The organism is Pseudomonas sp. WP18 (assembly GCF_036689585.1).
GTDB lineage: Bacteria > Pseudomonadota > Gammaproteobacteria > Pseudomonadales > Pseudomonadaceae > Aquipseudomonas > Aquipseudomonas chlororaphis_E.
The window spans coordinates 3303422-3323218 of sequence record NZ_CP144758.1 but is presented as its reverse complement, the minus strand read 5'-3'; the positions used below and the strand labels follow the sequence as shown (position 1 = coordinate 3323218).

Sequence of the window (19797 nt, the reverse complement as noted above, 5' to 3'; positions counted from 1 at the left end):
TAGAAGCGCGCAACTTGCCGTAACACATGCGCAATATCAAGCGCAGAAGCAAATGTCCTTCAAATGCGACGGGGCTCAGGCCCAATACCGGGCCACCACCGCACGGTAGCTGCCGTTGAGTGAATAGCCGCCCACCAGGATTTTTCCGTCGGGTTGCACCGCCAACCCGGTCGCGGTGTCCAGGCTGTAGCCCAAGCGCGTGCGAACCCAGCCGTTGCCTTCGCCGAAATCCGGGTCGAGGCTGGCGTCCGGCAAATGCCGGGCCAGTACGAAGTCGGCTTCGATACCGCCGAGGGTGGCGCCGGCGGTCAACAGTTTTCCATCCGCCTGGACCTGGGCGGCCGTCCATTGGCTGGCGCCGCGACCGATTTCCAACAGTCGGCATTGGCCCTGGTTGCTGTGGTGATCCGGTACGCCATCGCGGCACACTTTCAGGGACAGGCTGTGCATCGGGTCGCGACTGCTGCCAAACGCCTGCAGGTCGCCGTTTGCATGTTCGACGATCTGGCTGACCATCACGCTGTGGTCCTGGGCCAGGATGGACAGGAAGCCTGCGTCGCCAAAGCCGCTGTCGAGGTTGCCGTGGGGGTCGTAGCGCGCGATCAGGCCATGCTGGGGCAGGTCGATGGCCCCGCCGACGAGGATGTGGCCATCGGCCTGGAGCGTCAGGCAGCCCAGCCAGGTGTTTTTCAGCAGGCGGCGGACCATCACAAAGCCGCGTCCGTTGAAGGTATTGTCCAGTTCGCCATCCGGTAGGAGTCGGATCAGCACGCCGACATGGTCGGACAGTTGGAAGTGATGATTGGCCAGCAGGAGTATCCGGCCATCGGCCTGCACTTGCATGTCACAGGCTTCAAGGCCGGGCACACCCGGCGGAAGCCAAGGGTCGCGCAGGCCTTGGGAAAGGTTGCCGCACAGCCGGACGATCTGTCGGCCGGCGTTGCCGAATCCAGGCACAGCGTGGCCTTGCCGATCGAACAACGCCAGGGCGGGGAGGGTGTGGTCGTTACTTTCGTAGTGCAGGCCGCAGAGCAGGATCTGTCCGTCGGGCAACTCGATCACTTTGCCTGCGGTGGCGTCGAAGCCGTTCTCGAACGAGCCGATCACGCTGCCGCCCGTCCCGAAGCCCGGATCGGTGGAGCCGTCCTGGTTGAGGCGGGCGAGCCCGAACCGGGTGCCCTGGGCGGTCTCGACCCGGGCGGCTACCAAGGCCCGACCGGCACGGTCCAGGGTCAGCCCGGTGAGCAGGCTCGACGTACTGTCCACGAAATGAACCCAGGCTTTGCCGTTGTCGGCAAAGCCTGGGTCAAGTTGCCCTGCGTGAGCCGCAGCCTTGGGAAACGCCAATGCGGATTGATCGGGCATGCATGCCTCTCCTTGTGCGTCGAACGCCCCGAAAGGGCGACGACGGCATGAAGGCAACATTCAAACCCTGAATGTGAAAGTGCACAACTGTCAGGTCCAGCAGATGCAGGGGCGTTTCGTGCCATAACGATGGCTTTCTGATCCAGTGCCAAGCCTGCCACCATAAATAACGCTGGCTGCGAGTTATTCCGGCATGGACCAGGACTGCAACTTATAGCCTTCCTGGCTCAATTCGGCGCGGGCTTGTTTCAACAAGTTGGCCAGTTGGGCCGGGTCGGTATAGGCACTGCTTGGAATCTGGGTGCGACCGATGTGGGTATTGGTGCGGTCGATGACGGTCAGGCTGAGTTCGCCGTTACCGTCTTGTGGGGCCCAGGCCACGCACTGGAAGGGACGGAATGCGCGGTCGGCAATCAAAAGAGCTTCGTTGATACGGAGCGGGGCGTTCATGGCGTCTTCTCTTAAAAGGTGCCCAATCAAATGATGTGCCGGCGGTTGGGCGTACCGTGCGGCTGGATACTTGTACTGATGTTCCGAACCCGGGGGCGGGTCACACAATTGTTGAATAAATTTCGATTTTCTTTCAGACCCGGCGTTATGGCTTTTGTTTGAAAGCGTGGTGAAAGAATTAATGACGGATTCGTTAATTAGAATCGCGCTTATAACCAGTTTTGTGCGGTCTCGATAATCAATTGATACAAGGGTGTGTCAACTTCTTGCTACTGTTACATGCAGGTTTGCCAAACGACTGTTTCTAATCACATTTCCTTATTTTGGCGCCAAGGATCAGTCATGCTCGAAGCCAGTACGTCGCGTCGTCTGCTCGTGGTTGATCCCTGCGACGATTGTCATCGTCTATTGCCCGGCCTTCGGTCCATCGGCTGGGACGTGGACAGCTGTGCCCTCGAACACGCCGGCGATCGCACCTGTGATGTCGGCCTGTTGCGGTTGCAGCCGTTTCACTTGGAGCGCCCGGAAGCGGTCAAGGAATTGATCAGCCGCAGCGGCGCCGAATGGATCGCCGTGCTCAACCAGGAAGTGTTGCGCCTGCAGAACGTCGGTGACTTTGTCTGCGAATGGTTTTTTGACTTCCACACCTTGCCCTTCGACGTCTCCCGCGTGCAGGTCACCCTGGGGCGGGCGTTCGGCATGGCGCGGTTGCGTGGGCAAGGTTCGATACACATCGACCAGCCTGAACATGAATTGCTGGGTGATAGCAAACCGATCCGGGAACTGCGCAAGTTGTTGGGCAAGCTGGCGCCCACTGAGTCTCCAGTGCTGATTCGCGGCGAGAGCGGCACCGGCAAGGAGTTGGTCGCGCGCACCCTGCATTTCCAATCCCACCGACGCAACAAGCCCTTCATTGCGATCAACTGCGGGGCCATTGCGGAACACCTGATCCAGTCCGAGTTGTTCGGCCATGAGAAGGGCGCTTTCACCGGTGCGCACCAGCGCAAGATTGGGCGAATCGAGGCGGCCCATGGCGGCACCTTGTTTCTCGATGAAATTGGCGACCTGCCGCTGGAGTTGCAGGCCAACTTGCTGCGCTTCTTGCAGGAGCGGCACATCGAGCGGGTCGGTGGCAGCCAGCCCATCGCGGTGGACGTGCGGATCCTGGCGGCCACCCATGTGGACCTTGAAGCGGCCATCGGGCTCAAGCGGTTTCGCGAGGACTTGTACTATCGCTTGAACGTGTTGCAGGTGGTCATGGCACCGCTACGCGAGCGCCATGGCGACCTGGCGATGCTGGCCAGTCATTTTTCCCATTTCTATAGCCAGGAAACCGGGCGCCGGCCCCGCAGCTTCAGCGAGGATGCGTTGGTGGCGATGGGCATGCATGACTGGCCCGGCAACGTGCGGGAGTTGGCCAACCGGGTCCGGCGCGGGCTGGTGCTGGCCGAAGGGCGACAGATCGAGGCCCATGACCTCGGCCTGGCCAGCCCCCAGGGGGTGGTCGCCCCCATGGGCACCCTCGAAGACTACAAGACCCGTGCCGAGCGCCAGGCATTGAGTGACGTGCTCAATCGCCACAGCGACAACCTCAGCGTCGCGGCCAGGGTACTGGGCGTGTCCCGGCCAACGTTCTATCGGTTGCTGCACAAGCATCAGATCCGCTGAACCCTCCCGGAACCTATAGGCGATAGGCAGTGGGAGCGCGCCTGCTCGCTTCCACTGGGGACACTACCTAGAAGTAATACGGAAATTTCAGGCTGAAGGTGAAGTCCGGCGCGTCGTCGGTGAGCCCGATGGACAGGTTCGGCACGATGGTCAGGTTGTCGGTGGCGGCGACGGTCATGCCGATGTTGAAGTAGCCGGCGTTGGCGTCACTGGAGACCACCGATTGCCAGTCCCCGCCGTCCTCCTTGAGCTTGCTTTTCTTCTGGATCAGGTCCGAGACCGAGAACGACATGCTCATCTTCTCGTTCAGGGCAAAGGCGATGCCGGCGCCGATCTGGAAGCTGTCGCCGATGCGCACCTTGCCCGGGGTCTTCTGGTTGACGGTGGAGCTGATGTCGTCGAACGATTCTTCAAGGTTGTGCGTATAGGACAGGCTGCCGAACAGCACCGCCGGGTCGTAGGTCTTGACCAGCGAGAGGCCCGGGGTGATCGACCAGACGCCGTTGCCGGTGGGCAGGTCTTCAGGCACGAACAGGTTGGTATTGGCCTGGGACTGGCGCAGCTTGATGCCGAACGGATCCTTGCCGGTGGGCGCCTTGACCCGCAGGGTGACCACGGCGTCGGGGCTGTTGACCGACTCGTCCATGAACTTGTAGGCGATGCCGAAGTTGACGTCACCGATAGTGGGGTCGCGGGTCACGGTTTCTTCGCTGGTTACACCGGCCGCGCCTTGATTGGCCCCACCCGACTGGTAGGTGGACTCGCGGTAGATCACCGGTACGTTGAGGTCGAACTGCCAGCGATTGTCGAAGTTGTAGCGTCCGGTGAGGTCCAGCGTCCAGGTGTCGGCCTTGATCCGGTCGAGGTTGATGTTGCCCAGGAATATCGAGTCCAGTGCCAGGAAACCATTGAGGATCAATTGCCGGGTGTCGTAGCGCGAGTAAGTCACGCCGGTCTCGAAACTGAACTTGCCGCCGCCGAAGAAGCCGCTGGCCTCGTCATAGAGGTTGGACACGCTTTGCGCCGGTTGCGAGTCATCGGCCAGGGATTGACCGTAGCCACTGCCGCCGGCGGTCGTCGCACCGTTGCCGGCCACGCTCTGGTTGCCCTTCATGTCGGCCGGCGACTTGGCCAGGCGCTTGGGTTGTGGGGCGGCGGGCTGGTCCTCCACCTGGCGCACCCGCTGTTCGAGCACCGCCAGGGCCTTTTGCTGGACCTCGTACCGTTGCTTGAGCTCGAGAAGTTCCTGTTTCAGGGCCTCGATGTCCGCATCCGGCGCCGCGTGTAGCAAGGTTGCCGGGAACAACGTGCTCAAACACATCACAGCGCGCAACGATACGGATCGATACATGAAAATGTCGTCCCTATTTGCCCAGTGGTTGAAAGGCAGCGTAGTTCAATAACCGAGGTTACGCAGGCCACGCAATTGGGTCAGGTTGCAGTCCAGCGCTCCGGCGCTGGGGCCGTTGTTGTTCAGCACCACGTTGAGCTGGGTCATGTTGCTGACCAGGTTGCTGTTGCCCAGCAGGCGGGTGTTCTGCAACAGCCCGCCCTGGGCGACTTGTTGCAGGCTGCTGCCCTGGTTGTGACTGGCCTGGATCGCCATCTGCACGCCACTGCTGGTGGCCGTGACCGCGACGCTGCCGGCGGCGTTGCTGCCGCTGATGGTCTGGCCGCGCGTCAGCAACTGGCCCTGGGCGGGTGCCAGGGCAGGTGCCTGGCTGCTCTCCTTCACATTGATGTCGACGTTGTTGTACGCGGTGTTGCCGTCGCCGGCAGCGCGTACGCTCTGGGTCACGCCCTGGCCCGTGCCAAGGCCTGCGCCACCGGTGATGTTGCCGCCGCCCTGGTCCGGGACGCTGCCGTTGCCGGTCTGCTTGATGGTGGAGACGTAGAATTCGGGCTTGATGGTGGCGGCCTGGATCTGCATCGAACTGCTGGCGCCGATCAGGTCACCACTGGCGTTGCGCCAGGTGCTGCTCATGACGATGCCAAAGCTGATGATCCGGCCGGGCATGACATACCGGCCGCGCAGTTCGGCAAGCTCCTGATCCTTGACTTCGATGGGTTTGAATCCGGCATAGGCATGGGCCGGGACTGACGCGGCCAGGCAGGCCAGCGTCAGCCAATGTGACGTTTTCATGTACTGCTCCCGGAGCGTCCTGCTCCTTATTGTCGTTATGTTGGCGTTGGTCGGCGATTAAAAGAAGTCGCTCTGTATGAAGCCGAAATCCATCAGTTCTGCATCCCTGACCGGGTTGAACCCGTCCAGCTTGTTACGTGCCGTCAGCGGTTGCGGAGGGCTGCGCAACGCATTGGTCTTGTCGTAGCCTGGCCCGACGATGGCAAAGACGATGCCGTTCCAGCCCTTGACGAAATCTTCCTGGGCGTAGCGTTTATGGCCCAGCACCGGGTCGGCGATATAGACCCATTGCTTGTCGGCGCGCTGCAATACCACGAAGTGCTTGTAGCCGCGTATTTCCATCAGCACCACCACCGGAATGGTCACCGCTTCGAGTTTTTCGGGCGGTATCCGGTAGCCTCGGGCGCGCATCCCGATGGTTTCCACGTAGCGTTTCATGTCGAGCATGGAAAACCCCTGGGTGCGGACCAGGTTCTGGTCGGCATTGACCAGCATGCCCTTGATGACGTGTTCTTCATCGACATCCAGCCAATAGGCCTGGCGCAGTACCGTGGCCAGCGCGGCGGCACCGCAGCTGAAATCGGTTTTCTGCTCGACGATGTCGCTGAATTTGCGCTCGCGCACGCTTTGCACCGGCTTGAAGACCAACATGCCGCCAGGCAGGGCGGCCACCGGCATCAGCGCGGCCTCAGCCACGCAAGCCATGCAAAGCAGCAGGGAAAGGGCCATTGCACGCATGATCGATACGCCTGGGGAGTCGTGGAAAAAAAGCCCCGTTCGTGGACAACGCTATTGGCTCAAGGTCTTTGTGAACCCTGTGGCCAGGGAGCAAGCTCCCTCGCCACGGGCCCATTTCAAATCCCGTGAATGGCTAGCACGACCGGTTCCGGGGGCTTCATTTCATGCGCATCTACATGCAAGCCTTGCAGCCGGCGGCAATGGACAGCGAGTTGCTCTGCTGGTTACCCACGCCGGCCGACACGTTGGCGCCACCGTTACCGGAGAAGCCGTTCATGGAGTTGCTCATGGTGGCGTTGTTGATCACAGGGTTTTTCCAGCCATCGCGGGTCAACACCTGCTGGGTGTTGCTGCCGGCCAGGTCGAAGGTGCCCACGGCGCTGAACTTGAACTTGTCGTCGTCGTGGCCGCCGCCATAACCGCCGCCCTTGTTGTCCCAGCCGCCATGATTGTCGTCTTCGGCGGTGCCGCTGCCTTTTGCCTTGAACGTACCGGAGGCGCTGTAGGTGCTGGTGAGGGTGTCGGTCTTGTAGGTCCGCACGCCTTTGTTGTCCACTTCCAGGCCGGTGGAGGTCTGGTCGGCCGACGCCGAGGCTTGGGCGACGCGACCGCCGGAAACGGCGATGGCCAGGTTGTTTTTCTGTTGGTTGAAGTTGCCGGCGGTTACGTTGATGCCGATGTTGCCGGAGCCGTTGTTGCCCGCGTTGGTGAGCGAGGCATTGTTTTGGGTGGAGTTGTTCTTGACGTAGTTGTTGTTATTGACCTGGGTAGCACTGGACATGGCGACGGCCGAGCCAAAGATGAAGCTTTCGTCAGCGGTGGCCAGGGCGGCGGCATTGTCCTGCTGGTTACCGTCGCCACCTGCGACGTTGGCGCCCATGTTGCCGTTGCTGCCATTGAGCGAGTCCTTGGCGTCAGCGGTGTTGCGGGTGGCCTGGTTGGTCACCACGTTGCCGTCGCTGTTCTGCTCGTCCAGCACCGTAGCCCCAGCGCCGGCACTGATGGAGAGCATTTGATCCAGCGTCGGACCTTGTTGGCCATGGTTGCCATGGCCGTGCCCATTGCCATGTCCATTGCCGTGATTGTTATCGTTACCGCCAGCCTGCGCGGCCATGGCCATGACAGCGGCGAGAGCGAAAACCAATGGTTTGAGTGCCATTGTAGGTTTCATAGTGTTTCTCCTTGCGTGTCGTTGGTTAAGTGTCGGTACTTTCTTATGCACACTGCGCCGGGTCAGTCAGCGACCCGGATGCTCAGGGTGTTGGCCATGTGGTTCCCCACCCCGGCACTCTGGTTCACCTGAATCACCCCTCGGCTGCCGGTGAAGGCCTGGTCGCTGGTTACGACCTGGCGACTGCCGGTTGGGGCGCCAGTTGCTCCTGAGTTCGGTAGCAACGCCACGTTCTGTTGGGAAAGGGCGCTGTCATCAATGCTCTGCGGGTGGGCACTGATGCCCACTCGCATGACATTGGCCATCTGGTTGTTGGCCCCGGCGGACTGGTTGACGCCCAGCACGCCGTCGCCATGGGTGAATGCGTTGCCGCCGATACGGGCGGTGGCGTTCATGTTCGGGTTGGCCGGCGTGTCGAGACGCTGGCGTACGGTGGTGGTGGCCTGGGCGTCGGTGCCAATGGCAATGGCCCGGGTATTGGTCTGCTGGGTCTGGTCGCCGGCCGCCTGGTTGATGTTGAGGTTGCCGGTGTAGCGACTGCCGGAGTCCTGCAGATTGGCGCTGTTGACCACCGCCACGCCTGGGTCGGCAAGGGCGATGGAGGAGCCGAGCAAGGCCAGCAGGCAAAGGACGGGCTTCATCTCATTGGCCTCCCGCCAGCCGACCCAATGGGGCCAGGCCGGAGCTGAGCGAGCGGTTGATGGTGCCGGAGATCGCGCCGCCGCTGCCGCCGCCGTGACCGGCACTCATGCCGGGCATGCCGTTGGGGTTGGTCACCACGTTCAGGCCCTGCATGCCGGTGTTCGGGGTGACGGTGCCGCGGATCGACGAGCCGCTGGCGACGCTGGCGAACTCGCCATCGCTCAGCTCGGTGCTGGTGGTCACCTGATGGATTCGTTCGGATGGGTTGGCATTGACGGTGGTCGGGTAGGGGTCTTTGCCGCCATTGCGACCGATGGGAATGGGTTGCACGTCACGGCTGAGCACAATGACGCCGTTGCCTTCGGCCTGCACCGGCGGGCTGAGGGTTGCGCTGGTGGCGCAGCCGATCAACAGCAGACAGGTCAAACTTCTTTCGAAAGTCCCCACGACGGCGATTCCTTCTTCGGTGGGCTGGCCCTGGTCCAGCGTTGCGAAGTGGTGCAGAGCAGGTGTTGTGCCGTGTTTTGAAACGGCTTTGGATTCAATGGGTTGTCGTCAGCGAAGCGGCACGGCGGAGGGCAGCTGTTTCAGCGCTGAGACAATGCCCGTGTCCATCAGGCTGCGTCCCGCTGTCCCAGGGCTCTGGATCCAGCCTTTCAGCGGGGTGTTTCAGCGGCTTTACAACCCTGATGACCGTTGGATGAAGCGGCTTTGCAGGCGGGGTTGGCGTGGGGGAGGTGTTTCAGGGATGCAACACATCCGGGTGGAGCAACTGGGTTACGACGGCGAAAACCCGTTCCTGGCGTTGCGCCCAGTTGCCTTCGATCAACTGGTAGGGCTGCCCATGGCGAACCAGCCAATGCTCGATCGCCTCGAAAAAGGCCATGCGTTCGGCGAGTTCCGGCTGGCAGCGCAAGCCGTCGCCGGTCCATTCGACCTGCTCGGGGCTCAGCAGCAGGTGCAGGTCGTAATGGCGGCTCAGCAACGCCGGTTCGAGCCAGGTCGGGCAATCTCCGAACAGGGTCTGGCTCCAGAGGATGTTGCTCAGCAGGTGCGTGTCGAGGATCAGCAGCGCCGGCTGGCGGGCTCGGGCGGCGTCCTCCCAGGCCAGTTGCCCGGTGGCGATCTCGGGGATGTCGGCCAGGCAGGTGTCGCGTGGGTTCTGCTCCATGAAATGGCGGACATACTCGTCCACCCGCAGGCCGCCGAAGTGCGTCTGCAACTGCTCGGCCAGCCAGCTCTTGCCGCTGGATTCCGGGCCCGTCAGCACGACCACTTTCATGCGCGCAGCGCCGGGTCGGCACGCCATTCCCGCCAGCCTTGCACGGCCAGGAGGGTGAACAGCGCGTACAAGGCGGCGGTCAGGTACAGGCCCTTGTAGATGAACAGGGCGACGAAAATGCAGTCCAGGGCGATCCACAGCGGCCAGCATTGCACGCGTTTCTGCGCCATCCACCACTGGGCCACCAGGCTGAAACCGGTCAATGCGGCGTCGAGCCAGGGCTGCGCGGCGTCGGTCCAGTGGGCCATGGCCGCGCCCAATACCAGGCTTCCCGCCGCACCGATGCCCAGGCCTAGCCACACCGACGGCGCTTGCAGGCGCGTGACCTGACGGCCTTCATGGGCCTGCCCGGCGCGGGTCCATTGCCACCAGCCGTAGAGCTGCAGCACGGCGTAGATCACCTGCAGCAACATGTCGGAATACAACTTCACGTCGTAGAAAATCCAGCTGTACAGCAACACCATGACCAGGCCGATCGGCCAGCACCAGGGGTTCTGCTTGACGGTCAACCAGACAGCGATCACACCGAGGGCCGCGGCAAACAGTTCGAGCCCGGACATGGTGGTTCCTTGGGGAAGTGGAAGAGGGCGGCGATTGTAAACGGTATGGCGGGGGCAGCTCCAACTTCAATGCTGGAGCGTTCGCGAGCAAGCCCGCTCCCACAGGTTGATCCTTGGCGGACACAGGATTTGTGCTCACCGTAGATCCCTTGTGGGAGCGAGCTTGCTCGCGAAGACGGTCTACCGGTTAAACGCGGAACTGCGTGAGCAATCCGTTCAATTGCTCACTCAACGCCTTGAGCCGGGTGCTCGCCAGGCTCGACTGTTCGGCGGCCACGGCGGTGCTGTGGGACAGGCCGGCAGCCTGGGTGACGTTCTGGTTGATGTCTTCCACCACATGGGCCTGTTGCAAGGTCGCGCTGGCGATGGAGGCGTTCAGGCTGTTGAGGTTGCGCAGGGCCTGGCCGATCGCGTTGAGGCTGGCGCCCGCCAGGCCGGCCTGTTCGATGGTCAGTTGCGAGGCCCGGCTGCTGTCGCTGATGACCTTGACCGCGGCTTCGGAATGGTTCTGCAAGCGCTCGATCATCGCCTGGATCTCGGCCGTGGATTTCTGCGTGCGTTGCGCCAGCAGCCGCACTTCATCGGCCACCACCGCAAAACCGCGGCCCTGTTCGCCGGCGCGGGCGGCCTCGATCGCGGCGTTGAGGGCCAGCAGGTTGGTTTGCTCGGCAATCGAACGGATCACCTCCAGGACGCTGCCAATCTGGGTGCTTTCGCTGGCCAGGGTGCGGATCACCTCCACCGCCTGGTCGATGGTCTGGGACAGTCGATCGATCTGCTGCAAGCTGCCGTCGATGTTCACCTGGCCCTGCTGCGCCTGGGATTCGGCGTCGCGCATTTCGCTGGCGGCATGTTCGGCGTTCTTCGCCACGTCCTGCACGCCATAGGTGACCTGGTTGATCGCCGTGGCCACCAGTTCCATTTGCTGCGACTGCTGCTGGCTGCGTTCCTGGGCCTGTGCGGCGTCGCTGCCCAACTCGTTGGAGGATTGCCCCAGGGCACTGGCCGAGGCCTGCAACTGGCTCACCACCTGGCGCAGCTTGGCGGTAAAGGCGTTGAAGTGCCGGGCCAGTTGCGTGACTTCGTCCTGGCCGTGGGTGTCGAGGGTGCGGGTCAGGTCGCTTTCGCCGCTGGCGATGTTCGCCATGGCGTTCACCGTCTCCTGCAAGGGCCGCACGATGCTGCGCACGATCAGCGTCAACAGCACGGCCATGATCAGGGTGATCCCCAGGCCGACCAGCGACGCCTTGATCAACTGGGCGCGGAATTCCGCGGCCACGTCGTCCACGTATACCCCCGAGCCGATCACCCAGCCCCAAGGCTCGAACAGTTTGACGTAGGAAGTCTTGCCCACCGGGGCATCGGCGCCCGGCTTCGGCCAGAGGTAATCCACCATGCCCGCGCCCTTGGACTTGGCGATGGCGACCATTTCGTTGAACAGGGCAAAACCGTTCGGGTCGCGGATCGCCGAGAGGTTCTGGCCTTCGAGTTTCGGGTTGGTCGGGTGCATGACCATGACCGGCGTCAGGTCATTGATCCAGAAATAATCGGTGTCGTTGTAGCGCAGGCCGCGCACGGCGCTGAGCGCCTGTTTCTGTGCCGCTTCGCGGGTCAGCGTGCCGGCGGTTTCCAGGCCATGGTAATAGCTCAGCACGCCACTGGCGGTCTGCACCACGTGCTGGGTCTTCTGTACCTTGGCCTGGTACAGATCGTAATGGATCTGTTTGAGCATCAAGGCGCCCAACGTGAACAGCATCACGATGGCCACGACCAGGATGAGCCATAAGCGTCGGCTGATCGACACATTGCGCAAGCTATTCATACGCTGTCACTCCAGTTTTCTTATTCTTGTCAGCAACGACCGGCGGGGCTCGAGCATCCGTCGGTATCGCCTGACTTTTCTAACCCCATAACGCGGCAGCGTTATTCGGGCTTGTCTGATAGGATTTCGGCCCCGCGGCGCAAAACCTGAGCCTGAGTTGATGTTTCATTGGTTTTTTTTGAGCGGTCGCAGTTATCGTGCACCCGCTGCGGGCACCTGCCTGACACTTTAATTTTGATGAGACCCTGGCAGACAGGGCTTTTTTGGGGGATGAATGGATTTGTGGACCGCCTTTTCGGCACTGATTCTTGGCGTGGTAGAAGGCTTGACGGAGTTCCTGCCGATTTCCAGCACCGGGCACCAGATCGTGGTCGCCGACTTGCTGGACTTTGGTGGCGAGCGCTCCATGGCGTTCAACATCATCATCCAGCTCGGCGCGATCCTGGCGGTGGTCTGGGAATTCCGGCAAAAAATCTTTGACGTCGTGCTGGGCTTGCCGACCCAGCCGAGTGCGCGTCGGTTTACCGCCAACCTGCTGATCGCCTTCTTGCCGGCGGTGGTGCTGGGCGTGTTGCTGGCCGACTGGATTCACCATTACCTGTTCAACCCGATCACGGTCGCCGCGGCGTTGGTGGTGGGCGGCCTGGTGATGCTCTGGGCCGAGAAGCGTCAGCATCGGGTGCACGCCGAAACGGTAGACGACATCACCTGGAAGGACGCCTTGAAGGTTGGCCTGGCCCAGTGCATCGCGATGATTCCCGGCACCTCCCGTTCCGGCGCCACCATCATTGGCGGGTTGCTGTTCGGCCTCTCGCGCAAGACCGCGACCGAGTTCTCGTTCTTCCTGGCAATGCCCACCATGGTCGGCGCCGCCGTCTATTCGGGCTACAAGTACCGTGAATTGTTCGTCCCGGCGGATTTCCCGGTGTTTGCCATCGGCTTCGTCACCGCGTTCATCTTCGCCATGATCGCCGTCAAGGCCTTGCTGCGTTTCATCGCCAGCCACAGCTACGCGGTGTTCGCCTGGTACCGGATTGCCTTCGGCCTGTTGATCCTGGCCACCTGGCAGTTCGGTTGGGTGGACTGGTCTGCCGCCCAGCCATGAACGATTCAGGCACCCGCAAGCGCACCACCAATGGCGCGGTCCAGCACTGGCGGCTCAAACTGGTGGTGTTCGCGTTGTTGTGTGCCTTGCCGCTGTTCGGCTCGCTAACGCTGGCGCTGCGGGCGGAGTCGTGGGTGCCCCTGGTGGCCTATGGCGTCGTCAGCGCGGTGGCGTTCGTGCTGTATTGGCGCGACAAGCGCAAGGCTCGCGCCGATGCCTGGCGTACCCCGGAAAACGTGCTGCACGCCGTGGAACTGGCGGGCGGTTGGCCCGGTGCCCTGTTGGCCCAGCAGGTGTTCCGCCACAAGACCCGTAAGGTCTCGTTCCAGTTGGTGTTCTGGTGCATCGTGCTGTTGCACCAGGTGTTCTGGGTCGACCAGTTGTTCCTGGGCGGCCTGTTGCGGCGGTTCTGAGTGTCAGTCCATCAGCAGGCCGACCTGGACGCGCTTGGGCAATTTACTCACCACCAGTTGATGGGAACGCCGGATCAGACTGCGCAGTTCGTCGTCGCCCAGAGGGTAAGGCACCTCCATGATGATCCACTGGGCCCGCGCCAGGTACGGAGCGGGGTGGATGCCCGGCCGATCGCAATGGCCGAGGAACAAATCCTTGTCGACCTTGAACGCCAGTGAATCGCTGCGCAGGCCTTGCAGGGCGAACATCTTGTTGCCGGCGATGGAAAACACCCGCACGCCGCCCCATTTGTAATCTTCTCGCGCACCGGGCAAGCCCAGGCAGAACGCCGCGACATCCTCTTCGCTCAAACTCATATCATTCGTTCCCCACAAAGCTCGAAGGCTTCCACCAGATGATCGATCCACGCGCGCACTGCCGGTAGCATGCCGCGCCGATGAGGGTAGACCGCCTGGAGCCAGCCGTCCGGCGACGACCAGCCAGGCAACAGTTCGACCAGTCTGCCGTCCAGCAACTCCTGCTCGCAATACATGCTGGGCAATAAAGTGAAGCCCAGGCCGGCGAGGGTGCAGGCGCGCCGCACGATGAAATCGTCGATGCCCAGGCGCGCCTCCAGGGTCAGCTCGGCGCTTTGGCCATCGGCCTTGAGCAGGCGCATGTGCACCAGGCGATCGGCTTCCAGTGCCCCAAGCACCGGCAGCTGCTTGAGGTCCTCCGGGGTGTTGACCTGGCGTCCTTCGATCAGCGCAGGGCTGGCGACCATCAGCAGCCGCGCCTGGCGCAGTCGGCGGGTCATCAGCAGCGGGTCTTCGTCGCCGATGTCGCGCACCCGCAGCGCCACATCGATGCCCTCGCTGACCAGGTCGACCCGGCGGTTGACCAGGATCATTTCCAACTGGACCTGGGGGAATTTCGCCAGGAAGGCGCTGATCACCCCCGGCAGGATCTGGTGGGCCAGGCCGACCGGGCTCGACACCCGCAAGCGTCCACGGGGTTCGCTCGACATGCTCGCCACCGCCTCGTCGGCCATTTCAGCTTCCAGCAACATGGCCTGGCAATGGCGCAGGTAGCGTTCGCCGACCGCCGTCAGCTTTAGCTGTCGGGTGGTGCGCTGCAGCAGGCGGGCGTCGAGGCGTTCTTCCAGCTCGGCAATGCGCCGCGACAGGCGTGACTTGGGGATACCCAGGGTGCGGCCGGCGGCAGCAAAGCCGCCAGCTTCGACAACTTTGGCGAAATAGTACAAATCATTGAGGTCTTGCATGTTCGGCGCTCTATTGTCCTGCCAGTAGGACGAACTATCGCATCAATGCAGTCTTATCGACTATTGGTTTCGTCGATAGGATTGTCCTCAATTGATCGCCTGGTTGCGATCCTCACTTGGAGAGCATTCACATGAAACTGCTGCACATCGATTCGAGCATCCTGGGCGACAACTCCGCTTCCCGCCAATTGAGCCGCGAAGTGGTGCAGGCCTGGCAGGCCGCCGAGCCCGGCATTGTGGTGACCTATCGTGACCTGGCCGCCGACGCCATCAGCCATTTCTCGGCCCAGACTTTGGTTGCCGCCGGCACCAGCGCTGAACTGCGCGACGCCGCCTTGCAGCACGAAGCCGAGCTCAGTGCCACCACGCTGGCCGAATTCCAGGCCGCTGACGCGGTCGTCATCGCGGCACCGATGTACAACTTCACCATTCCGACCCAGCTCAAGGCCTGGATCGACCGCATTGCCGTGGCCGGCCAGACCTTCAGCTACAGCGAAGCCGGTCCTGTGGGCCTGTGCGGTGGCAAGAAGCTGGTGATCGTGTCCACCGCAGGCGGCTTGCACGCCGGTCAACCCAGCGGCCTGGCCCATGAGGACTACCTCAAGCACATGTTCGGCTTCCTGGGCATCACCGACATCGAAGTGATCCGTGCCGAAGGCCTGGCCTACGGTGAGGAGATGCACGCCAAGGCCATGACTGCCGCCAAGGCCCAGATCGGCGAGCAGTTCGCCGCTGCGTAAAGCTTGGGTAAAAAAGCCAAGCGTTTCGGGCAACTTCGGTAAAACTCTGTACTCTGATCGTCATGGACGGCCAGGGTGCAGAGTTTTCCTGCATCTGGCGAAGGCTTTTGGCGCAGGTTATGCACGCCAAGCTGCGAGCCACCGGGTATCTGGCCGGGTGGTGAAAGTGGAAGATGCGATGATACGTCTTGGTGCGCAATTACTGTTTTGCCTGCTCGGCAGCCTGGGTTCAGTGCAGGCCGCCCCGGCGCCGCATCCGCATTGGAGCGCCGGATTCCATGAGCTGAGCTTTCTCGATCCGCTGGACCGCCAGCCGATGCACGCCATTGCCTTCTACCCGTCTACCGCCAGGGACCAGTCCAGCCAACTGGGTGGCTACCAGATCGATGCCGCCCCGGAAGCCCAGATCGCCATTGGCCGTTTCCCTCTGCTGATGCTGTCCCACGGCAATACCGGTACGCCGTTGGCCCTGCACGACCTGGCCACCTCATTGGCGCGCAAGGGCTTCGTGGTGGTGGCGGTGATTCATCCCGGGGATAACGCCCAGGACCATAGCCGGCTCGGCACCTTGAGCAACCTGTACGGGCGGCCGATCCAGATTTCCGCCGCCATTACCGCGACGCTGAACGATTCGATGCTCTCGCCGTTCGTCAATGCCGGGCAAGTGGGGGTCATCGGTTATTCGGCCGGGGGCGAGACCGCGTTGATCCTGTCCGGTGCCACGCCCGACCTTAATCGCCTGCGCCGCTATTGCCAGGAGCGGCCTGACGACCGTGACGCCTGCAACACCCAGGGCGAGTTGATCGCCGACCGGGATGACCTGCAACCCGAGGCCGACCCCAGGGTTCGGGCGCTGTTGCTCATGGCGCCGTTGAGCCTGAAGTTTGGCCGGCACACCCTGGCGGACGTCCATGTGCCGGTGCTGCTCTACAGCGGTGACGGCGACAAGCTCGTGGCCTTCGACAAGAATGCCGCCGCGCTGGCGCGCAAGCTGCCTATCGCACCGGACTTCAAGACACTGGCGGGCGCTGGGCATTTCGTCTTTTTGGCGCCGTGCACCGAAGAGCAGATTGCCGCAATGCCGGCCCTGTGCACCGATGCCGATGGCGTTGACCGTAAAGACATCCACCGGACGATGATTTCCGAGGCCGGGCGCTTTTTCAGCGACGCCTTGGGCAAGCCGAGCCGAGCGGGCTTGAATACTGCCGATCAATAGCCTTTCTGTTCGGCCCGCCGACGTAGGAGCAGAGTCAGGCCGAGGCCGGTGATGGACAGCAGCGCCGCGCAGAAAAAGATCGACGAATAGCCCAGGTTCAGCGCCACCGCCCCCATCAGCGGGCCGGCAATCGCCAGCGCCAGGTCAAAGAACACCGCGTAAGCGCTCAACCCTGCGCCGCGACTGGTGTTGGGCACTTGTTTGATCGCTTCCACGCCCAGCGCCGGGTACACCAACGACAGCCCGAACCCCGCCAGCCCGGCACCTACCAAGGCGAATGCGGTGGACGGCGCCAGCCAAAGCAGCGCCAGCCCCACGGTTTCGATGCTCATGCAGGCGATGGCCGAGCTGAAGCCGCCGAAGCGGGCAATGCTGGAAATGAACAGCAACCGCGCCAGGATGAAGCAGATGCCGAAGACCGTCAGGCACCAGGCAGCGCCGGTCCAGCCGCGGCTGACATAGAACAGCGTGATGAACGTGGTGAGGGTGCCATAGCCGATCGAGGCCAGGCTCAGGCTCGCGCCGTATGGCGCAATGCGCCCGAACACCGCCCAGAAGGGCAGGCGTTCGCCGCGGATGACCGGCACAGAAGGTTTGTGGCGAATCATCAGCAGCGCCAAGCCGGCCAGCAACGACAACGCGAGCCCCAGGCTGGTGAACCCCAGCGCATCGACCATCACCACCCCCAGCGGAGCACCGATGGCGATGGCCCCGTACGAGGCGATGCCGTTCCAGGAAATCGAGCGGGCGGTATGCTCCACGCCCACCTGGCCCATGCACCAACTGATAGTGCCCACGCCAATCAGGCCCTGGGCGATGCCGAGCAGCAAGCGGGCAACAATCAGGATCACCAGGCTCACCAGCGGCAGGCTTTGCAGCAGCGTCGAGAGCAAGGTCAGCACGCCACTGAGCACAATCCCCGACAAGCCGTAGACGATCGCACGCTTGGTGCCGACGCTGTCCGACACCCGCCCGGCCATGGGCCGGCTGAGCAGGGTGGCCAGGTACTGGGAGCCGATGGTCAACCCCGCCACCACCGCGCTGAAGCCCAGCTGTTCGTGCACATACCCCGGCAACACGGCAATCGGCAGGCCGATGCAGAGGAAGGCAATGAAGGTATAGAAAACGATCGAGACGATCTGCAGGGTGATCGACAGGGAACTGGGCGAAGAAGAGGGTGTGGACATGGGGCTCGTTCGCGGGCGGCGGTAAGAGTGCTTCATCATGGGTCGGGGAACGGATAAAAGAAAGCAGGCTAACTAAATGTGCACATTGAAGGTCACCACAGATCCCTTGTGGGAGCGGGCTTGCTCGCGAAGACGGTGTGTCATTGATAAGAGTGTTGGCAGGCAGGCCGCTTTCGCGAGCAAGCCCGCTCCCACAGGGGATGTGCGGCTGAAATGAAAAAGCCCTGTCACATCGGACAGGGCTTTTCACGTGTAGCTTGCAGTTCGAGGCAGACTTAGAACATCACACCCTGGCTGCGCAGGTAGTCGTCGTAGGTGCCGCTGAAGTCGACCACGCCGTCCGCGCTCAGCTCGATGATGCGGGTGGCCAGGGACGAGACGAACTCACGGTCGTGGCTGACGAAGATCAGCGTGCCCGGGTAGTTCTCCAGCGCCAGGTTCAACGCCTCGATGGATTCCATGTCCAGGTGGTTGGTCGGTTCGTCCATCACCAGCACGTTGGGCTTTTGCAGGATCAGCTTGCCGAACAGCATGCGACCCTGTTCACCACCGGAGATGACCTTGACCGACTTGAGGATCTCGTCGTTGGAAAACAGCATGCGACCCAGGGTGCCACGGATCATCTGCTCGCCCTGGGTCCATTGGCCCATCCAGTCGAACAGGCTGACATCGTCGGCGAAGTCATGGGCATGGTCCTGGGCGTAGTAGCCCAGTTCCGCGCTTTCAGTCCACTTCACCGAGCCGGCATCCGGCGCCAGCTCGCCCATCAGGGTGCGCAGCAGGGTGGTCTTGCCGATGCCGTTGGGGCCGATGATCGCCACGCGCTCGCCGGCTTCGACGGTGAAGCTGAAGTTCTTGAACAGGGTCTTGCCGTCGAAACCCTTGGACATGCGCTCGATGGTCACCGCCTGGCGGTGCAGTTTCTTGGTCTGTTCGAAGCGGATGAACGGGCTCACGCGGCTCGATGGCTTGACCTCGGCGAGCTGGATCTTGTCGATCTGCTTGGCGCGGGAGGTGGCCTGCTTGGCTTTCGAGGCGTTGGCCGAGAAGCGGCTGACGAAGGTCTGCAGCTCGGCGATCTGGGCTTTCTTCTTGGCGTTGTCCGACAGCAGCTGCTCGCGGGACTGGGTGGCCGCGATCATGTACTCGTCGTAGTTGCCCGGGAACAGGCGCAGCTCGCCGTAGTCCAGGTCGGCCATGTGGGTGCAGACGCTGTTGAGGAAGTGCCGGTCGTGGGAAATGATGATCATGGTGCTGTTACGCGCCGTGAGAATGTTTTCCAGCCAGCGAATGGTGTTGATGTCCAGGTGGTTGGTCGGTTCGTCGAGCAACAGCACTTCCGGATCGGAGAACAGCGCCTGGGCGAGCAGCACGCGCAGCTTCCAGCCCGGCGCGACTTCGGTCATCGGGCCGAAGTGTTGCTCCAATGGAATGCCCAGGCCCAGCAGCAGTTCGCCGGCACGGGATTCGGCGGTGTAGCCGTCCATTTCGGCGAACTCGGTTTCCAGCTCGGCCACGGCCATGCCGTCTTCTTCGGTCATTTCCGGCAGGGAATAGATGCGATCGCGCTCGGCCTTGACCTTCCACAGCTCTTCGTGACCCATGATCACGGTATCGATCACGGTGAATTGTTCGTAGGCGAACTGGTCCTGGCGCAGTTTACCCAGGCGCACGTTCGGCTCGAGCATGACCTGGCCGCCGGACGGCTCGAGGTCGCCACCGAGGATTTTCATGAAAGTCGACTTGCCGCAACCGTTGGCACCGATCAGGCCGTAGCGGTTGCCCGCGCCGAATTTGACAGAGACGTTTTCGAACAGCGGCTTGGCGCCGAACTGCATCGTGATGTTAGCTGTAGAGATCAAAGGTTTATCCTGCGGAACATTCAGAGTAGCTAAGGGTGCGGCAGTACCTGTTCAGTACCTGTTTGCGCCGATCGGGAGCGCACTAAAGGCGTCGCGGCGAGCGCAAGGGTCCATCCGGCATAAGAGGACAGCAGCATACGGAGCGCCTGGCCCGGTCGACGTGCGCCGAAG

20 protein-coding genes are annotated in these 19797 nt (G+C 62.3%); 5 read left to right on the top strand and 15 right to left on the bottom strand.

What is annotated here, in order from left to right; translation table 11 throughout:
- Positions 1-75: 75 nt before the first annotated feature.
- Both V5F23_RS14685 and V5F23_RS14680 read right to left on the bottom strand, forming a co-directional pair.
- Positions 76-1365: a delta-60 repeat domain-containing protein gene (locus V5F23_RS14685; RefSeq protein WP_338495447.1), complete on the bottom strand. Its 1290-nt coding sequence runs from the start codon at positions 1363-1365 to the stop codon at positions 76-78.
- Between the two features lie 183 nt (positions 1366-1548).
- On the bottom strand, positions 1549-1815 hold the full coding sequence (locus tag V5F23_RS14680) for a hypothetical protein (protein ID WP_003181216.1): 267 nt from the start codon (positions 1813-1815) through the stop codon (positions 1549-1551).
- 342 nt (positions 1816-2157) lie between these two features.
- Between V5F23_RS14680 and V5F23_RS14675 the strand changes: the two genes are divergently transcribed.
- A complete protein-coding gene (locus V5F23_RS14675; protein WP_042730465.1) occupies positions 2158-3483 on the top strand; it encodes a sigma-54 dependent transcriptional regulator in 1326 nt (441 codons plus the stop codon).
- Positions 3484-3550: 67 nt separating this feature from the next.
- Here the strand turns inward: V5F23_RS14675 and V5F23_RS14670 are convergent, their stop codons facing one another.
- The 9 genes from V5F23_RS14670 to V5F23_RS14630 form a co-directional block, all read right to left on the bottom strand.
- Complete coding sequence (locus tag V5F23_RS14670; RefSeq protein WP_042730466.1) at positions 3551-4834, bottom strand: transporter; 1284 nt, start codon at positions 4832-4834, stop codon at positions 3551-3553.
- Positions 4835-4879: 45 nt separating this feature from the next.
- The gene (locus tag V5F23_RS14665) at positions 4880-5626 is read right to left on the bottom strand and encodes a hypothetical protein (protein WP_212802606.1); all 747 of its coding nucleotides are present in this window, start codon (positions 5624-5626) and stop codon (positions 4880-4882) included.
- Between the two features lie 57 nt (positions 5627-5683).
- Complete coding sequence (locus V5F23_RS14660; protein ID WP_338495445.1) at positions 5684-6364, bottom strand: C39 family peptidase; 681 nt, start codon at positions 6362-6364, stop codon at positions 5684-5686.
- A 172-nt stretch (positions 6365-6536) separates the two neighbouring features.
- A complete protein-coding gene (locus tag V5F23_RS14655; protein ID WP_047738745.1) occupies positions 6537-7535 on the bottom strand; it encodes a hypothetical protein in 999 nt (332 codons plus the stop codon).
- 62 nt (positions 7536-7597) lie between these two features.
- Positions 7598-8176 carry a hypothetical protein gene (locus V5F23_RS14650; protein WP_047738743.1) on the bottom strand — a complete coding sequence of 193 codons (579 nt, stop codon included), beginning with the start codon at positions 8174-8176 and terminating at the stop codon, positions 7598-7600.
- A gap of 1 nt (position 8177) precedes the next feature.
- On the bottom strand, positions 8178-8624 hold the full coding sequence (locus V5F23_RS14645; protein WP_047738741.1) for a hypothetical protein: 447 nt from the start codon (positions 8622-8624) through the stop codon (positions 8178-8180).
- A 295-nt stretch (positions 8625-8919) separates the two neighbouring features.
- Entirely contained in the window at positions 8920-9459 is a 540-nt protein-coding gene (locus V5F23_RS14640; protein WP_042732648.1) for an AAA family ATPase, read from the bottom strand.
- Positions 9456-10019, bottom strand: a complete 564-nt coding sequence (gene pnuC / locus V5F23_RS14635) for a nicotinamide riboside transporter PnuC (RefSeq protein ID WP_042732649.1) — start codon at positions 10017-10019, stop codon at positions 9456-9458. Before pnuC ends, V5F23_RS14640 begins: the two co-directional genes overlap by 4 nt.
- Before the next feature lie 187 nt (positions 10020-10206).
- Positions 10207-11841: a methyl-accepting chemotaxis protein gene (locus tag V5F23_RS14630; RefSeq protein WP_047738740.1), complete on the bottom strand. Its 1635-nt coding sequence runs from the start codon at positions 11839-11841 to the stop codon at positions 10207-10209.
- Between the two features lie 274 nt (positions 11842-12115).
- Between V5F23_RS14630 and V5F23_RS14625 the strand changes: the two genes are divergently transcribed.
- Positions 12116-12946: an undecaprenyl-diphosphate phosphatase gene (locus V5F23_RS14625; protein WP_042732651.1), complete on the top strand. Its 831-nt coding sequence runs from the start codon at positions 12116-12118 to the stop codon at positions 12944-12946.
- Positions 12943-13359 carry a DUF1294 domain-containing protein gene (locus tag V5F23_RS14620; RefSeq protein WP_212802605.1) on the top strand — a complete coding sequence of 139 codons (417 nt, stop codon included), beginning with the start codon at positions 12943-12945 and terminating at the stop codon, positions 13357-13359. The genes V5F23_RS14625 and V5F23_RS14620 overlap by 4 nt, the downstream gene beginning before the upstream one ends.
- A 3-nt stretch (positions 13360-13362) precedes the next feature.
- Here the strand turns inward: V5F23_RS14620 and V5F23_RS14615 are convergent, their stop codons facing one another.
- On the bottom strand, positions 13363-13716 hold the full coding sequence (locus V5F23_RS14615; RefSeq protein WP_053145102.1) for an MmcQ/YjbR family DNA-binding protein: 354 nt from the start codon (positions 13714-13716) through the stop codon (positions 13363-13365).
- The gene (locus tag V5F23_RS14610) at positions 13713-14621 is read right to left on the bottom strand and encodes a LysR substrate-binding domain-containing protein (RefSeq protein WP_042731135.1); all 909 of its coding nucleotides are present in this window, start codon (positions 14619-14621) and stop codon (positions 13713-13715) included. Before V5F23_RS14610 ends, V5F23_RS14615 begins: the two co-directional genes overlap by 4 nt.
- A gap of 131 nt (positions 14622-14752) precedes the next feature.
- Here V5F23_RS14610 and V5F23_RS14605 point away from each other — a divergent pair, with 131 nt between their 5' ends.
- Entirely contained in the window at positions 14753-15361 is a 609-nt protein-coding gene (locus tag V5F23_RS14605) for an FMN-dependent NADH-azoreductase (protein WP_053145097.1), read from the top strand.
- A gap of 178 nt (positions 15362-15539) precedes the next feature.
- Entirely contained in the window at positions 15540-16577 is a 1038-nt protein-coding gene (locus tag V5F23_RS14600) for a dienelactone hydrolase (RefSeq protein WP_042731137.1), read from the top strand.
- Here the strand turns inward: V5F23_RS14600 and V5F23_RS14595 are convergent.
- Together V5F23_RS14595 and V5F23_RS14590 are read right to left on the bottom strand one after the other, a co-directional pair.
- Positions 16571-17764, bottom strand: a complete 1194-nt coding sequence (locus V5F23_RS14595; protein WP_042731138.1) for an MFS transporter — start codon at positions 17762-17764, stop codon at positions 16571-16573. The two genes, V5F23_RS14600 and V5F23_RS14595, sit on opposite strands and share 7 nt — an antisense overlap.
- Before the next feature lie 275 nt (positions 17765-18039).
- A complete protein-coding gene (locus tag V5F23_RS14590) occupies positions 18040-19626 on the bottom strand; it encodes an ABC-F family ATPase (RefSeq protein ID WP_080922119.1) in 1587 nt (528 codons plus the stop codon).
- Positions 19627-19797 lie beyond the last annotated feature (171 nt).

What these genes read in the sequence shown, in the direction of transcription:
- V5F23_RS14660 (WP_338495445.1), bottom strand. Translation starts at nt 6,364, where the DNA reads ATGCGTGCAATGGCCCTTTCCCTGCTGCTTTGCATGGCTTGCGTGGCT.
- V5F23_RS14610 (WP_042731135.1), bottom strand. Translation starts at nt 14,621, where the DNA reads ATGCAAGACCTCAATGATTTGTACTATTTCGCCAAAGTTGTCGAAGCT.
- V5F23_RS14605 (WP_053145097.1), top strand. Translation starts at nt 14,753, where the DNA reads ATGAAACTGCTGCACATCGATTCGAGCATCCTGGGCGACAACTCCGCT.
- V5F23_RS14680 (WP_003181216.1), bottom strand. Translation starts at nt 1,815, where the DNA reads ATGAACGCCCCGCTCCGTATCAACGAAGCTCTTTTGATTGCCGACCGC.
- V5F23_RS14640 (WP_042732648.1), bottom strand. Translation starts at nt 9,459, where the DNA reads ATGAAAGTGGTCGTGCTGACGGGCCCGGAATCCAGCGGCAAGAGCTGG.
- pnuC (WP_042732649.1), bottom strand. Translation starts at nt 10,019, where the DNA reads ATGTCCGGGCTCGAACTGTTTGCCGCGGCCCTCGGTGTGATCGCTGTC.
- V5F23_RS14665 (WP_212802606.1), bottom strand. Translation starts at nt 5,626, where the DNA reads ATGAAAACGTCACATTGGCTGACGCTGGCCTGCCTGGCCGCGTCAGTC.
- V5F23_RS14655 (WP_047738745.1), bottom strand. Translation starts at nt 7,535, where the DNA reads ATGAAACCTACAATGGCACTCAAACCATTGGTTTTCGCTCTCGCCGCT.
- V5F23_RS14650 (WP_047738743.1), bottom strand. Translation starts at nt 8,176, where the DNA reads ATGAAGCCCGTCCTTTGCCTGCTGGCCTTGCTCGGCTCCTCCATCGCC.
- V5F23_RS14675 (WP_042730465.1), top strand. Translation starts at nt 2,158, where the DNA reads ATGCTCGAAGCCAGTACGTCGCGTCGTCTGCTCGTGGTTGATCCCTGC.
- V5F23_RS14620 (WP_212802605.1), top strand. Translation starts at nt 12,943, where the DNA reads ATGAACGATTCAGGCACCCGCAAGCGCACCACCAATGGCGCGGTCCAG.
- V5F23_RS14625 (WP_042732651.1), top strand. Translation starts at nt 12,116, where the DNA reads ATGGATTTGTGGACCGCCTTTTCGGCACTGATTCTTGGCGTGGTAGAA.
- V5F23_RS14670 (WP_042730466.1), bottom strand. Translation starts at nt 4,834, where the DNA reads ATGTATCGATCCGTATCGTTGCGCGCTGTGATGTGTTTGAGCACGTTG.
- V5F23_RS14685 (WP_338495447.1), bottom strand. Translation starts at nt 1,365, where the DNA reads ATGCCCGATCAATCCGCATTGGCGTTTCCCAAGGCTGCGGCTCACGCA.
- V5F23_RS14600 (WP_042731137.1), top strand. Translation starts at nt 15,540, where the DNA reads ATGATACGTCTTGGTGCGCAATTACTGTTTTGCCTGCTCGGCAGCCTG.
- V5F23_RS14630 (WP_047738740.1), bottom strand. Translation starts at nt 11,841, where the DNA reads ATGAATAGCTTGCGCAATGTGTCGATCAGCCGACGCTTATGGCTCATC.
- V5F23_RS14615 (WP_053145102.1), bottom strand. Translation starts at nt 13,716, where the DNA reads ATGAGTTTGAGCGAAGAGGATGTCGCGGCGTTCTGCCTGGGCTTGCCC.
- V5F23_RS14595 (WP_042731138.1), bottom strand. Translation starts at nt 17,764, where the DNA reads ATGTCCACACCCTCTTCTTCGCCCAGTTCCCTGTCGATCACCCTGCAG.